The sequence below is a fragment of the Aquirufa ecclesiirivi genome (genome assembly GCF_011250515.1).
GTDB classification, from domain to species: domain Bacteria; phylum Bacteroidota; class Bacteroidia; order Cytophagales; family Spirosomataceae; genus Aquirufa; species Aquirufa ecclesiirivi.
Genome location: NZ_JAANOP010000005.1, coordinates 147,903 through 162,437 on the forward strand (window position 1 = coordinate 147,903; position 14,535 = coordinate 162,437).

Consider the following 14,535-nt stretch of genomic DNA (forward strand, 5'->3'; position numbering starts at 1 on the left):
TCTACGGAAGATGAACTATTTCTTTCAAAAATTGAATACTTGCCTTCAAAGGTAAATCTGTTCTTTTGGCTAAAATATCCGAAGTAATGACATGGTTTTCTGAAAGAGGAAAAGCCATTTCTTTTTTCTGCGTTGGATTAGTTCCTAAATATGGAAACATATGTTCCATCGCTTTTACAGATACCACAGGGTCTTGGTTGGCCTCATCTTTGTAATAATACCCCATAAATACAGGGCATTTCACTTGTTCAAAAACCTCGTCGGTCATTTGATTCGTCAGAAAATTCTGTAACTCCACAGCCCCCTCTAAGCGGTAGTGCAAGTTCCAATATTGATTATGGGCCTGGTTTTGAGCAGGAATATCTCTAAAATCACTACCAATTACTTTTCTGGCCAACTGAAGACCCCAAGGATTATCCATTAAAATGGCCGCAGGATCTGCAATAGCGATGCAGGGGCTATACAAAAGCAAGGCTTTAATTTCTGGATGACGTGAAGTAAGAGATAAAGACAAGGCCCCTCCAAAAGAAGTAGCCAACACGACGACATTTTCACCCAATTTTTTGGCCACTGCCAATTGATTTTCCACACTTTCATAATAGTCGTCCGCCGTTACATGCTGCAACACACTATCTGATGTAGCAAAGCCATGACCTGCTACTCGGGTCAAAAGTAGGTTCGCTCCAAAAGTTTTTGCGATTTGCCGGTGTACTGGATTTCCCTCCATTTGAGAAGCAGAAAAACCATGCACATACATGAAAACCCATTTCGTTTTTTGTGGTTTCAACGAGTCTGCCCAAACTATTTTTGCTTCGTTATTCGCTTTAATTTGAGGGAAAGCTGCTTCTTTCTCTTGTAAATATTGAGCAATGGCAGGTAGTGAATCTGGAATATTTTTCCAAGTAACACCTCTATTCAGTAAAGGAGTTTGAGGACTTGGTCCCAAGGTAAAAAACAAGATTAACCCAAGGATGATGGGAATAAATACTTTTTTCATTTGCTTATGATTTGGCCCAATTTAAACGATCCGAAGGGTTAAATTTCCAAGGAGCTTGATTTGTTTCAATATTAGAAAACATGCTATTCCAAGCGGCTGGGGCATCTGATTGCTCCATGATTTGGTAACGGCGCAATGCCAATATGATATTCAGGGGAGACAGTTCCATGGGACATGCTTCGACACATGCTTGACAGGTAGTACAGGCTCTTAATTCTTCAGCTGATATATAATCGCCTAAAAGTGATTTCCCATCTTCTGTCCATTGACCCTTGTTTTTGGCCAAACCCTTCCCCACTTCCTCCAGACGGTCGCGTGTATCCATCATTATTTTTCTTGGCGACAACGCCCTGCCTGTTTGATTGGCGGGACACTGTTCCGTACAACGGCCACATTCGGTACATGAATAAGCGTCTAAGGCATTTTTCCATGTTAAGTCCATGACATCTTTCGCACCAAATCGCATTTGATCAGGAGTGGCAGTATTGGTCTCAACCGGTTGACCTAACATCAACTTCACTTCGTGGGTAACGGAGGCCATATTACTCATCTTACTGGAAGGTTCCAGACTAGAATAATAGGCGGCAGGGAAAGCAAAGAAAATATGCAAATGTTTGGAATAGGTGACATACAGGGCAAAACCCAAAATTCCAAGGATGTGAAACCACCATGCTACTCGTTCTAAAATCAATAAAACGGGTGTAGAAAGATTCGACAAAATTGGCATCAAATATTGGGAAACGAAAAATGCGCCAACGGGTTCAAAATGTGCTACCTGCCTCTCTTGTAGAAGGGCATCACTCGCATTCATGGTCCAAAGGGCAAACATTAAAATACACTCAATGGCTAAAATGGTATAGGCATCTTGTATCGGAAAACCTTGCAATTCTCGATGTGCATCGGGTTGTAGCCGCTGCACTTTCGTCACTCCCCGACGCAGAAAAAACACCACACAAGCCACAAAGACCCCGAAGGAAAGGAGTTCAAAAAAATTGAGTAATAAAGGGTAAAGGCTTCCCAAAAAGGGAGCAAAAATACGGTGAGTACCTAAGATACCATCAATCACAATTTCCAGGATCTCGACATTAATCAAGACGAAGCCAATGTAGATCAAAAAGTGAAAAATCCCAACTAGAGGTTTTTGGAACATTTTTTTCTGACCAAAAGCCAAAAGAGCTACTCGTTTCCAGCGTTCGCCAGGATTATCATTCAGCTCAATGGGTCTAGCTAATTGAATACTGGCTATGATAAGTTTAAATCGTTGCGTTACCAAATAACCTAACCCGACTAGTACTAAAATAAAAAGTACTTGGAGAAAAATATGCATGATTGATGAGTGTTTTACTGAATCTTTTTCCCTTAACGCTGTCAAGGTTTAAAACCTTGACAGCGTTGTTGAAATGCCAATAAAGCTAGCTTATTTTAATCAAATTTTTCATCACATTTCTGATATTTTTTACCAATTTTTTTAGATTCAATGATTCCCAAATTCATGACATTTGTTTCATTCATTCTAAAATCACTAATCATGAAAAAAAATACCGAACCTATGGCCCCTGAACAGTTGTACCATATTTATAACCGAGGGATTAACCGTACTAAAATTTTCAAAGAGTACAGGAACTACCGGTTCTTTCTTAGAAAATACCAAAAATACATTTGTCCGATTGCTGACACTTACGCCTATTGTTTACTGGGTAATCATTTTCATTTTCTCGTTAAAATTAAATCTGCCAATGAAATTTTTGAACACAAAAAAATAAAAACAGAGCAAAGAGAACATTACGACCTTTCAAGATTGATTGCTACACAATTTGGAATTCTATTTAATTGTTATGCTCAGGCATTTAATAAAACGAATGATCGAACTGGAGGATTATTTGAGAATCCATTTAGAAGAGTCCTGGTGAAAGATGAAGTTTATTTTACTCAGCTCATCAAATACCTACACTTCAACCCAGAAAATCATGGCATCGTGCATGATTTTAGACAATACAAAAACTCCTCCTATTATGATATTTCAACGATGAAAAAGAGCTTTGTAGATAAAAAATCAGTTCTAAATTATTTTGGTGGAATGGATGAATTCAAACAATTTCATACCACTGCTGTAGAAGAAAAAAACATTATCAGTTTACTGTTAGAATAAATTTAAAATCCCTACGTTTTCGCAACGCTGTCAAGGTTTCGAACCTTGCCAGCGTTAGGAAAATCTAAGCTAAATTCAGCTCTTTCAATAAGAACCTTCCTGTATGACTTTGCTTTACTTTGGCAACTTCCTCTGGAGTACCTTCTGCCACTATTTCACCTCCAGCAAGCCCACCTTCTGGCCCTAAATCAATGACATGGTCTGATACCTTGATGACATCCAAATTGTGTTCAATAATCAAAACCGTATTTCCTCGATCCACCAATTTTTGAAGCACTTCCAACAATAATTTCACATCTTGAAAATGCAAACCGGTTGTTGGCTCATCCAACACATACAAGGTCTTACCTGTGTCCTTTTTAGACAATTCCTCGGCTAATTTCACCCGCTGAGCCTCACCTCCGGAAAGGGTTGTCGCATGTTGACCTAAGGTAATATAGCCTAAACCTACTTCCAATAAGGTTTTTACTTTACGGTAAATTTTAGGTTGATGTTCGAAAAACTCCAATGCTTGCTCCACAGTCATATCCAATACATCGGAAATCGATTTGCCTTTAAAGCGAACTTCCAAAGTCTCGCGATTAAATCGTTTGCCTTTACATGACTCACATTCCACTAAAACATCCGGCAGAAATTCCATCTCGATTTTCTTCCTCCCTGCTCCTTCGCAACTTTCACATCTACCTCCTTTGACATTAAAACTAAACCTTCCTGCTTTATAACCACGAATTTTAGATTCAGGCAATTCACAGTACAAGGTTCGAATATCGCTATACATATTGGTATAGGTTGCGGGATTGGAACGAGGTGTTCTTCCAATAGGCGATTGATCTACTTCAATCACTTTATCAATCAATTCCAAACCCTCTATACCTTTAAAATCCTTAGGATCTCTCTTGGTTCGGTCAAAATGCTGCTTCAATTTTAGCACCAGGGTGTCGTGGATCAAGGTAGATTTTCCAGATCCTGAAACACCTGTTACGGAAATCATTTTTCCCAAAGGAATTTTGACGGTAACATTCTTTAAATTATTTCCAGAGGCACCTATCAATTTAATGACTTTATCAGTTCCTTTTCTGCGCTTTTTAGGTATTTCAATGGCTAATTGCCCATTTAGATATTGTGCCGTAGGCGTTTGTAATTTTAAAAATTCAGCTGGTGTACCTTGCCCAACGACATGTCCTCCATGTCTACCTGCACCTGGCCCAATATCCAATAAATAGTCCGACTCCAGCATCATGTCTTTGTCATGCTCTACCACCAGTACACTATTACCCAAATCCCTTAAATCCTTGAGGGCATGAATTAATTTTTCATTATCCCGCTGATGTAGGCCAATGCTCGGCTCATCCATGATGTATAAAACGCCAACCAACTGGGTTCCAATTTGAGTTGCCAAACGGATGCGCTGAGCTTCCCCACCTGATAAACTTTTCATAGGTCTATCCAATGTCAGGTAATTCAATCCGATTTGGGTTAAAAATCCAATACGTTTTTGAATCTCTTTCAGCACTTCTGCCCCAATCTGTTGTTGACGGTCAGAAAGCCGTAAATACAATCCTTCAAACCAAGTTTCCAAAGTCAAAATATCCATTTGAGCCAAGTCCCCAATATGTTTCCCGTCGATTTTGAAACAGAGTGCTTCTTTTTTCAAACGATAGCCTTGGCAATCAGGACAGGTTTTTACTTCCAAAAAATCCTTTAACCAATCCTGTGTTTTTTCCGATCCACTTTCCTGCTGTCTTTTCAAAAAATGGATAATCCCATCGTACTTCGTTGTCCATTCTGTTCCCACATATTTTTTAGAAGGTACAGGTACGGGTTCATCTGTTCCATATAACATCAGTTCAACAGCCTTTCGGGGGAATTTAGCAATTGGAGTCGACAAGCCCACTTGATAGGGCTTCAATAATACTTCCAACTGTTTGAAAATCCATAAATCACGGTATTCACCAATAGGAGCAATAGCTCCTCGAATAATACTTAATTCGGGATCTGGGATAACGGATTCTTCCGTAATTTCTTCAATTTGGCCCAGACCATTGCAGGTAGGACATGCCCCGTAAGGACTATTAAATGAAAAAGAATTCGGAGCTGGTTCATCGTAAGACAAACCCGTCTTGGGATCCATTAAGGTTTGAGAGAAATAATGTAGCTTGGCTTTTTCATCCAAAATAAAGACTTGCCCTTTACCTACATTCATCGCCGTTTGTAAACTTTGAGAAATCCGAAAGCGGTCATCCTCTTTCACCACCAATCGATCTACAACAATCTCAATATCATGCACTTTGAAACGATCAACTTGCATTTTAGGCTCCAATTCCACAATTTCTCCATCCACCCGCACTTTGGTATAACCCCATTTAGCAATTTGTACAAATAACTCTCGATAATGCCCCTTTCGCCCTTTAACCACGGGTGCCAACAATTGCACTTTGCTACCTTGGAATTGCTGTAAAAGTGTGTTGATAATCTGATCCACCGACTGCTTGACCATTTTTTCTCCCGAAAGGTAACTAAAGGCCTCAGATGCTCGAGCAAAAAGCAAACGCAAAAAGTCGTATATCTCCGTGGTGGTTCCCACAGTCGACCTTGGATTTTTGGAGGTCGTTTTTTGTTCAATCGAAATTACAGGTGAAAGTCCTTCAATTTTATCCACGTCTGGTCTTTCCATATTACCCAAAAAGCTTCTGGCATAAGCCGAAAAACTTTCCATGTAACGCCTTTGGCCTTCAGCGTAAATCGTATCAAAAGCTAAGCTAGACTTTCCAGAACCGGAGATCCCGGTTATAACGACTAATTGATTCCTTGGAATTTGAACGTCGATGTTCTTTAAATTATGCTCACGAGCACCTAAAACTTCAATGTGAGAAAACCCTGTTAAATCTTTAGGTGGCTGCATATGTTGCTACAAATCAATCCACAAAGGTACAAAAAAAAGAGGCTGCCCGGATAGGACAGCCTCAATAAAAATTGGAAGAATTATTTATTCAATAACTCATCAAATGTAATGCTGACATAATAGATGCTACCAACGGTTGGATTACCCCATCCTGTTGTATAAGCAGTACCTAATAAGTTAGAAGCCCCTACTTTTACAATGGATTTAATGCTAGATAACTTCTTGCTAATTTGTGCATCTAAGGTGCTGAATGAAGGTATAACACTTTGTTGAGTTTGGTTAACTAACTGGTTAACAAAACTAGATTGCCAAACATACTCATCTTGATATCTCCATACCGTACTAAAGCCCCATCCTGAACCACCAATGTTGCGGTTACCTAAAGTGATGTTGGTACGATATGCTGGCGTGTTGTAAGCTAATTGATAATTACTCAATCCACCGTTATCATTCACCGTATTGTAGGAAATATTTCCACCCAAGGTCCAATTCGAAGCTAATCTATAATCTAAGCTTAAACCCCAACCACTTGTTTTAACTTGATTGTCTACGTTAGATGGGAAAGAGAAGTAGTTATATGAACCCACGATCGTGGTAGAAGGTTGTAACACCACTTGACCTGCTGAGAAATTAGTGAAAGTACTTTGGTAGTAATAGAAATCAGCTAATAAATTGCTTCCTAAATTCCCTTTGTAACCCACTTCAAAAGTACGAACCTGCTCTGGCTTCCAAGCTTTAGCAGTGTAAACTTCTGGCTTTCCTGCTAATACAGATTGTAAAGTATATGAATTACCAGATAATTTATAACGATCCTGTACCACTGGTAATCCTCCCAATAAACGAGCTGAAGGAGTATTTAAATCAATGTATTGATCCTGAGTTGTTGGAATTCGGAAACCTGTTTGATACGATGCTCTAAAATTCGATTGACCCACGGTGTAAACCCCTGATAATCTCGGGCTATACTGTCCTTCAAAGTTCTCATTCTTATCATAACGCATGGAACCTGTCAACTTAAACTTGTCTTGGAACATTTTCTTAGCCAATTGTAAATATCCACCATATTCATTGATGGAGAACTCCTGTCCATTATCTTGACGAGCAAATAACGTTCCCTCCGAATTTAAGGCATAAACACGGTAGTTAGCACCCACCAACATTTCAAATTTATCGTCTAACATCTCAGTGAAGTTGTACATACCTTCATAGTGATACAAAGCTGATTTGTCTAAGAAACGAGCCCCTTGAGGAAGTGGTTTACCTTTGATGGCCTCCACCGCATTCGTAAACGCGGCTGTTCCTGGAATCAAACGACCTACATCTGCTGTATTACGTGCGTTGTTATGATAGGTATTGAAAGCCGCTTGTGTGGTTGCAATCGCATTTCCTACCGCTAATGTTGGATTACCAGTTTGAGCTAAAGTAGTTCCCAAAACAGTTCCAAAGTTCGTCAATGCTTGTGTCGCAAATACACCGAAATACTGTGGATACCAGCTTGTACTTGGTTTCGCTGCTTCATTCACAATTTGGCCTAAAGTTCCTGTGGCATAAGCATCACCCGAATTCTCTTGGGTAGTATAAGCGCGTAAGAAGAAATTTGATCCTTTTAATTCAGCCTTGTACTGACCCATGCTAAAGTTTTTGATCGAGTAACGATCTGCTCCCGTGTAAACCGTGGTACCTTGGCCATAAGAACCTTGTAAAATCAACTCCACTTTATCATTAAAACGATAATGTAGGGCCGCATTAAATTTCATATTACGGTTGGCATAAGAAGCCAAATCACGCTCGGCATATCCTTCACGTGAAATGTTTACATTAGGTATAACATAACCTAAAATAGTGGCAGGTGATAGTAACCCGCCAGTGGCCCTAGATATTGCATTAAAACCTGAAGCTAAGGCTCCGTTTGGATCTTTAACAAGAGCATCTGATAATGAACTCAACATATTCACGTTTGTCTCATCACCATAAATGTTCACACCATTGTAAGCTAAGTTAGTAGAACGTCCGCCTAAGCCTAAAGTCCTACCATTCAATAAACTTTGATCACGGTAATCGGATGCTTGCCAATCTTCGGCACTTAAAGTATTAAAGTTTAATTTGAAGGCAACCTTATTATTGAATGCTTTCGCATAACGAATCGATATATCGCTGTAAGGTGTATTTTGAACGGTACGGTTAGGAGCATCCATAAATCCTCCTTTGACTTGTGCACTTAATCCTTGGTATAAAAATGGACTCTTCGAGTTCATTAACAAAATACCATTCATGGCGTTTGGACCATATAAAGCAGAAGATGCTCCTGGTAAAACTTCCACATTCTCTAAATCTAATTCTGAAATTCCGACAATATTACCCACCGAGAAATTCAATCCTGGTGCTTGGTTATCCATTCCATCAATCATTTGAACTACACGAACGTTACCATTACTTCCAAAACCTCTCATGTTAATAGAAGAAAATGAAACTGACTGGGTCACTAATTCTACCCCTTTCAAATTACGAAGTGCATCATAAAAAGAAGCCGATGGAGTTTCTCTAATGCTCCTAATGTCCATCTTCTCCACCGAAACTGGTGATTTCATGACACTTTCTTCTACTCTACTAGCAGAAACAACGACGTCCTGACCTAGTACAGATTGCTCTTTTAAATTGATTTTTAAATCTGTTTTATTTCCAGAGATGGCAATTTCTTGTCTTTCATATCCAACCATTGAAACCACAATGGTGAATGGAACGGGTGTCGAAGTGCTCAAGGAGAAATTTCCTTTAGCGTCAGTAATCGTTCCAATTACTTTTCCTTTAACGGCGATACTCACACCAATTAAGGCTTCTTTGGAAGCTGCATCTGATACTTGACCTCCCACTTTCGTTTGAGCAAGTACAGAAAAACTCATCAAAAACATCACTAAAATAGCGGGTAGGAATTTGGGAGATAGTCTTTTCATGTTGATAAATTTAGATAACAATTTAAATATGGCATTTGACCACAAACAAATCTAAGGAAGAAAATAGAATTGCGCACTCATTTTATTAAAAAATTACTAGTTTTTCAATAAATACTTAAATATTGAGCTTTATTATTATTCATTGATTTCGACCAATTCAAAAGAACTTTAAATCCAATGAAATTCTTGTTAGCTTTGAATTGTAATTCCAAGAAAACAAGCTAATTTCTTAAATTCTTAATGGAATGAGCATGATGCTTCATCGAATTTTTTGTTCCATTAAAAACAAGAATTCTCTAAAGCATTCGTTCAAATGAATTGAACGCATATAACGTATGAAAGACAATTACCTCATCATCATGGCTGGCGGAATAGGCACTCGCTTTTGGCCAATTAGCAGAAGTGCAAATCCAAAGCAGTTTCACGATGTTTTAGGTGTTGGCAAAACCATGCTTCAACAAACTGCCGAACGTTTTCAAGGCATTATACCGCAAGAAAATATCTATGTAGTAACCAGCGATGAATTTGCTGGATTGGTGGAGAAACAATTGCCATTTTTAAGTAAAGAGCAAATATTAAAGGAACCCCAGCGAAAAAACACCGCTCCTTGTATTGCTTATGCTACCTATAAAATTGCCAAAAAGAATAAAAAGGCAAAGTTCGTGGTAGCACCTGCTGACCATGTGATTTTAAAAGAAAACGCTTTTCAAGAAAATATTAGAACGGCATTGGAAGTGGCGGAAGAAGGTGTTTTTGTTACTTTAGGTATCATTCCCACTCGGCCCGATACTGGCTATGGATACATTCAATATGTACCCAATGACAATAAAGCCCAAAAAGTAAAGACATTCACGGAAAAGCCCAATCTGGAATTAGCACAGGCTTTTTTAGAAAGTGGAGACTACGTTTGGAATGCCGGTATTTTTGTCTTCAAACTTCCAACTTTCAAAAAAGAATTAGAAAAGCATCAATCCCGAATGGCGGAGCAATTTGAAGAAGGATTAGCGCATTATTATACGCAAGAAGAAGAATCCTTCATCAAAAAAGTATATGCTGTTTGCAAAAACATCTCGATGGATGTGGGTATTATGGAGAAAGCTCAGGAAGTCAAGGTTATTCTTTCTGATATCGGTTGGTCAGACTTGGGCACATGGCAATCTTTGTATGAAATCAATGAAAAAGATGCGAATAATAATGTCGTAGAAGGCAATGTCATCACATATGATACTCAAAATTGCATCATCAAAACACCTGCTGAAAAATTGGTGATTATTCAAGGGCTGAAGGGCTTCATCGTGGCCGAACATGGAAATGCCCTGATGATTTGTCCCAAAGACCAAGAACAAGAAGTGAAGAAATTTGTAGAAGAAGCTACTGCCCTAGATCCTAAATTTAGTTAGTATTCGCTAACTCAATCAATTCTTGAAAACTACGTAAAACGTGAATCTTTTCAGGAACTTCATGCCCCAAAGCTAGCAACTGGTATCCCGTTAATAAAATTTTCGAATTTGGAATTCTTTCAACTAACTGTTCCAAATAATCGGGCATGTCGTCGGGATTAGGCTGGGAAGTAAAGACACTTAAAATATAATCTGGTTGATGAATATCATAAGCCAAAACCAGTTCTTCAAAGGGCAAGGATTGACCCAAATAAATTACCTGATGTTTTCTGGCTCGCAATATATAATTAGCAAAAAGCAAGCCAATTTCGTGCAGCTCTCCTTCTGGTAAATACAACAGGAATTTTTTGGCAGTGGGCTTATAACTTAAATCTTGCTGATCGATTGCCGCTATAACTTTTTGACGAATCAAATGACTGATAAAATGCTCTTGTGCTGGTCCTACGGAGCCCGACAACCACAAGGTTCCTAAGCGCAGCATGAATGGATGTATGATTTGAATCAAATAATCTTCAAATCCATGCTTCTGAATGATATTTTTGGTCAATTGCTGAAACATAGCCTCGTTTAATTCCAACATGGAAATCGTCAAGGCTTGAATCTGATCTGGAAAATGAAGATTTCCTTCGGATAAACGAAGTAAATTGGCCGAACGCTCACTATCACTCATTTTAGCAATTTCAGAAATCTTAAAATCTCCTCTGCTTTGTAAAATGGCAATATTTAATACCAACTTTAATTCCTCATCTCCGTAAGTACGAATGTTCGTATCTGTCCTTTCGGGATTCAGTATCCCATATCTTTGTTCCCAAATCCGTAAGGTATGAGCTTTTATGCCACTAAGATGTTCTAAATCTTTAATTGAATAAACACTCATATAATCATATCTATTTTAAATCTAACCTGATAAGTCTGCTAATTGTTTTCATGTTTGGATTTAAGCTTGCAAAAAAATCCAATGTCCCAAGAAAAACATGAATTGTAATAAGAGAATCCACCGAAATAAAGACGATTTACTGGTAAGTTCTCCTGATTGGATGACCCAATGAAAAAAGAAACTGACTAGCCACCAAGCACCAAAATTTTGAATAGGTACTTGATCTCCGTACCATTGCCAAAAATCAAAATGCATAGCGACTGGTTCAATCAATAAATCCAAGGCCGTCATCAGTCCTGCACCCAAAGCCGCTCTTCCAATCTTACCACCCACATTCCATTCCTCAACCACGGCACTAGAACCCAACAATAAGATAAGCCAATTAATACCAATGGTAATGGGTACCTCCAAAACTTTAAAACCCAAAGTTTCTCCATAATGATAAACTCCAAAAATCTTACCTGTTCGAACACCTACTACTTCTAAAAACCAAGCTGCCACTACAATTCCGCCTAAGGTTAGATAAGCCGACAAACTGGGCTTGGGAAAATAAAACAAGCAGATGAAACCCGTAAACCATAAAGTCAATGGAACTAAAGAAACAAATAAAGCCTGAGTGGCAGGCAAGTTCATGCCTACTAAACCTGCCGCATATAAAATGATAAGAAACCTTTTTAAAAATACTCCTGACATATCTCAATATTCAATTTAAAAATACTAGGCCCATTCATCGGGTCTTTCTAAAACAAAGCCATCTTCCTTATGCACATGCAAAGGAAATTGATTTTCTACTAATTTCTTTCTTCCTATCATTTGAAATGCTCTCGCTACAGCCACAACAGACTCATTTCTTCTTAAAGGAGGGAAAAATACAACAACTGACTTATCCAAAAAATGTTCATTTACACTTTGTATACAAGGAACAAAATCACTATCACCAGAGACCACAATAGCTATATCATATTGATCCTGAAAGGCATCCATCAATAAATGAGTTGCCAAATTAACATCCGTCATTTTTTCATTGGGGATAATCCAGCTATTCCCGCACTTTCTACAATCCGTAAATTTAGCTTGATAGGACCCATAAATTAAAGATATTCCCGTAGATTCTAATGCTTCCAAATACGTCGTTTGGCGTTTTTGCTTTGGGGGATTGTGGGTAATCCTACTGGTAAAGTATTTAATCTCCACCAATTCTTGATTAGATCGCAAAAAACTACGAATAAGCTTATCTACATTCAACCACTTACAATTCCTAAAGCCCGCATCCATCATCCCAAAATATAAATTGGAACCATCGATATATGCCTTAACCCGATATTTTTTATCCTTCATGAACTTATTTCTTCGATGAATTGTATCTTTGTACAAGTACTTCTCCAAAGATAGCATCTTTGGAATGATGCCCCACTCAGGTGGGGCATTTACTTTTTATAAGCTATGCTTCGCCATGACTAATTAAAGGAAATATTTGAGTAATATCGGTGAATGAATCACATCCCGATGAAACGTAATTTATCTTCCCTCCTCCTTTTTTTGCTTTTATTTTCCTACTGCGGTTGGGCTCAAATGGCAAGGACAGCCCTACAAGACAGCATTTTAGCCGAGCGAAATAGAAAGACTCAAGTTGATTATGATCAAATGTTGCAGCAATTACAAATCAACAACATCCGCCCAGGAGTCAATGGAAGTAATCCCCAAGCACCCAATGCCGCCAATTATGATGAATCGAAAGCTACTATTTATCCCCAATTACCAGCGGTGCTGCAGCTAAATAATGGAAAGACAGTGGATTCTAAAAGAAGCTGGAACTACCACCGAAAACCTGAAATTGTAGAAGATTTTGAAAGGGAAATTTATGGACGTATTCCAGATAACATTCCTCCTATTTCTTGGAAAATGATCTCCACAGAAAATAAAACCATGGCCGGTTTTCCCGTTGAAGTTCAAAAATTGATAGGAACAGTTGAAAACAAACGATTCCCATCCATTTCTGTCCAAATGGAAGTGACCATTGGATTCAGAAAAGACATCAAAAAAGCCATGCCCGCTATGATGGAATTAGCTTGGGTATTTCCTCCAGGTATGAATCGGCCACCTGCACCCGCGAATGAAGTCCCTTGGACAGAGCAAGTGATAGCCAAGGGCTGGGCTTTTATTCAATTAAACCCAACAAGTGTACAAGCAGATCATGGAGCAGGACTAAAATCTGGGATTATTGGATTGATGAATCGTGGGGAATTTAGAAAAGCGGACGACTGGGGTTCATTACGTGCTTGGGCATGGGGAGCGAGTAAGGTATTGGACTATTTGGAAACATTGCCACAAATCAAGTATACCCATGTGGGTATTACAGGACATTCCCGATATGGAAAGGCAGCGGCGGTAGCTATGGCATTTGATTCCCGCTTTGCCATTGGCTATATCTGTTCCTCCGGAGCAGGTGGTCTAAAATTATACCGAAGAAATTATGGAGAATTAATTGAAAATGTTGCCGCTAAAAATGAATACCATTGGATGGCTGGTAATTTTCTAAAATATGCTGGGCCCTTGCAATGGAACGACATACCTATTGATGCGCATGAATTAATTGCGCTTTGTGCGCCACGTCCTATTTATATTGGTGTGGGAGGAAATGGCGACAGTTGGGCTGATCCCTTTGGAATGTATTTGGCAGGAAAAGAAGCTAGTCCAGTGTATGAATTACTGGGCAAAAAAGGTTTGGTTTCAGATAGTAACCCAAAAATCAACGAAGCTTTAACCCAAGGGAATATTGCCTTCCGAATGCATGATAAAGGGCATGTCACGGGCCCCAATTGGCCGAACTTCATTGAATATGCTTCGAAATACCTAAAGTAAATTATAAATGATGAAGCATAAATTATGAATGGATTTGGCTACATTCTAATTTCTAAAAACTAATCAGAAGGTTAATCCCAACGAAAGATTGGAACGCAGCATAAGCGAAGCGGTAGGCGGAAAGGAAATTGTAAATGATAAATTATAAAGTATAAATGGTAGTGGCTCATTCTACATTTTTCATTCTACATTCTACATTCCTAATTCTACATTCCTAATTCTACATTAAAAGCCAAAGGGATAAACAAAAAAAGTCCCAGTATAAATACTGAGACTTTCTGGGCGGATGATGGGATTCGAACCCACTACCCCTGGTACCACAAACCAGTGCTCTAACCGAGTGAGCTACAACCGCCATTTGGGATTGCAAAAATACACAAATCAAGGTACATCGCAA

At 38.8% G+C, this 14,535-nt stretch carries 10 protein-coding genes and 1 tRNA gene; 3 read left to right on the forward strand and 8 right to left on the reverse strand.

Going from position 1 to position 14,535, the window contains the following annotated elements; genetic code table 11:
* Position 1: 1 nt before the first annotated feature.
* Together G9H65_RS08550 and G9H65_RS08555 are read right to left on the reverse strand one after the other, a co-directional pair.
* Complete coding sequence (locus G9H65_RS08550) at positions 2-997, reverse strand: alpha/beta hydrolase (RefSeq protein ID WP_166374927.1); 996 nt, start codon at positions 995-997, stop codon at positions 2-4.
* 4 nt (positions 998-1,001) lie between these two features.
* The gene (locus tag G9H65_RS08555; RefSeq protein WP_166374928.1) at positions 1,002-2,324 is read right to left on the reverse strand and encodes a (Fe-S)-binding protein; all 1,323 of its coding nucleotides are present in this window, start codon (positions 2,322-2,324) and stop codon (positions 1,002-1,004) included.
* Between the two features lie 201 nt (positions 2,325-2,525).
* Between G9H65_RS08555 and G9H65_RS08560 the strand changes: the two genes are divergently transcribed.
* Positions 2,526-3,146 (forward strand): hypothetical protein, encoded by a 621-nt coding sequence (locus tag G9H65_RS08560; RefSeq protein WP_166374929.1) that lies wholly within the window; start codon positions 2,526-2,528, stop codon positions 3,144-3,146.
* Positions 3,147-3,210: 64 nt separating this feature from the next.
* Here the strand turns inward: G9H65_RS08560 and uvrA are convergent, their stop codons facing one another.
* Both uvrA and G9H65_RS08570 read right to left on the reverse strand, forming a co-directional pair.
* Entirely contained in the window at positions 3,211-6,048 is a 2,838-nt protein-coding gene (gene uvrA / locus G9H65_RS08565; RefSeq protein WP_166374930.1) for an excinuclease ABC subunit UvrA, read from the reverse strand.
* Between the two features lie 80 nt (positions 6,049-6,128).
* Positions 6,129-8,999, reverse strand: a complete 2,871-nt coding sequence (locus tag G9H65_RS08570; RefSeq protein ID WP_166374931.1) for a TonB-dependent receptor — start codon at positions 8,997-8,999, stop codon at positions 6,129-6,131.
* A 335-nt stretch (positions 9,000-9,334) separates the two neighbouring features.
* Between G9H65_RS08570 and G9H65_RS08575 the strand changes: the two genes are divergently transcribed.
* Entirely contained in the window at positions 9,335-10,399 is a 1,065-nt protein-coding gene (locus tag G9H65_RS08575; protein WP_166374932.1) for a mannose-1-phosphate guanylyltransferase, read from the forward strand.
* Here G9H65_RS08575 and G9H65_RS08580 read toward each other — a convergent pair.
* The 3 genes from G9H65_RS08580 to G9H65_RS08590 are packed head-to-tail and all read right to left on the reverse strand — an operon-like array spanning position 10,392 to position 12,614.
* Positions 10,392-11,276: a MerR family transcriptional regulator gene (locus G9H65_RS08580; RefSeq protein ID WP_166374933.1), complete on the reverse strand. Its 885-nt coding sequence runs from the start codon at positions 11,274-11,276 to the stop codon at positions 10,392-10,394. The two genes, G9H65_RS08575 and G9H65_RS08580, sit on opposite strands and share 8 nt — an antisense overlap.
* A 60-nt stretch (positions 11,277-11,336) precedes the next feature.
* Complete coding sequence (locus G9H65_RS08585) at positions 11,337-11,969, reverse strand: carotenoid biosynthesis protein (protein WP_166374934.1); 633 nt, start codon at positions 11,967-11,969, stop codon at positions 11,337-11,339.
* 24 nt (positions 11,970-11,993) lie between these two features.
* Positions 11,994-12,614: an NYN domain-containing protein gene (locus G9H65_RS08590; RefSeq protein WP_166374935.1), complete on the reverse strand. Its 621-nt coding sequence runs from the start codon at positions 12,612-12,614 to the stop codon at positions 11,994-11,996.
* A 234-nt stretch (positions 12,615-12,848) separates the two neighbouring features.
* On the opposite strand from G9H65_RS08590, the gene G9H65_RS08595 reads away from it, so the two are divergent.
* Positions 12,849-14,138 (forward strand): alpha/beta hydrolase family protein, encoded by a 1,290-nt coding sequence (locus G9H65_RS08595; RefSeq protein ID WP_235927485.1) that lies wholly within the window; start codon positions 12,849-12,851, stop codon positions 14,136-14,138.
* Positions 14,139-14,419: 281 nt separating this feature from the next.
* On the opposite strand, the gene G9H65_RS08600 is transcribed toward G9H65_RS08595, so the two are convergent.
* Positions 14,420-14,493: transfer RNA gene (locus G9H65_RS08600), tRNA-His, on the reverse strand.
* Positions 14,494-14,535 lie beyond the last annotated feature (42 nt).

What these genes read in the sequence shown, in the direction of transcription:
- G9H65_RS08595 (WP_235927485.1), top strand. Translation starts at nt 12,849, where the DNA reads ATGGCAAGGACAGCCCTACAAGACAGCATTTTAGCCGAGCGAAATAGA.
- G9H65_RS08570 (WP_166374931.1), bottom strand. Translation starts at nt 8,999, where the DNA reads ATGAAAAGACTATCTCCCAAATTCCTACCCGCTATTTTAGTGATGTTT.
- G9H65_RS08585 (WP_166374934.1), bottom strand. Translation starts at nt 11,969, where the DNA reads ATGTCAGGAGTATTTTTAAAAAGGTTTCTTATCATTTTATATGCGGCA.
- uvrA (WP_166374930.1), bottom strand. Translation starts at nt 6,048, where the DNA reads ATGCAGCCACCTAAAGATTTAACAGGGTTTTCTCACATTGAAGTTTTA.
- G9H65_RS08560 (WP_166374929.1), top strand. Translation starts at nt 2,526, where the DNA reads ATGAAAAAAAATACCGAACCTATGGCCCCTGAACAGTTGTACCATATT.
- G9H65_RS08555 (WP_166374928.1), bottom strand. Translation starts at nt 2,324, where the DNA reads ATGCATATTTTTCTCCAAGTACTTTTTATTTTAGTACTAGTCGGGTTA.
- G9H65_RS08575 (WP_166374932.1), top strand. Translation starts at nt 9,335, where the DNA reads ATGAAAGACAATTACCTCATCATCATGGCTGGCGGAATAGGCACTCGC.
- G9H65_RS08580 (WP_166374933.1), bottom strand. Translation starts at nt 11,276, where the DNA reads ATGAGTGTTTATTCAATTAAAGATTTAGAACATCTTAGTGGCATAAAA.
- G9H65_RS08550 (WP_166374927.1), bottom strand. Translation starts at nt 997, where the DNA reads ATGAAAAAAGTATTTATTCCCATCATCCTTGGGTTAATCTTGTTTTTT.
- G9H65_RS08590 (WP_166374935.1), bottom strand. Translation starts at nt 12,614, where the DNA reads ATGAAGGATAAAAAATATCGGGTTAAGGCATATATCGATGGTTCCAAT.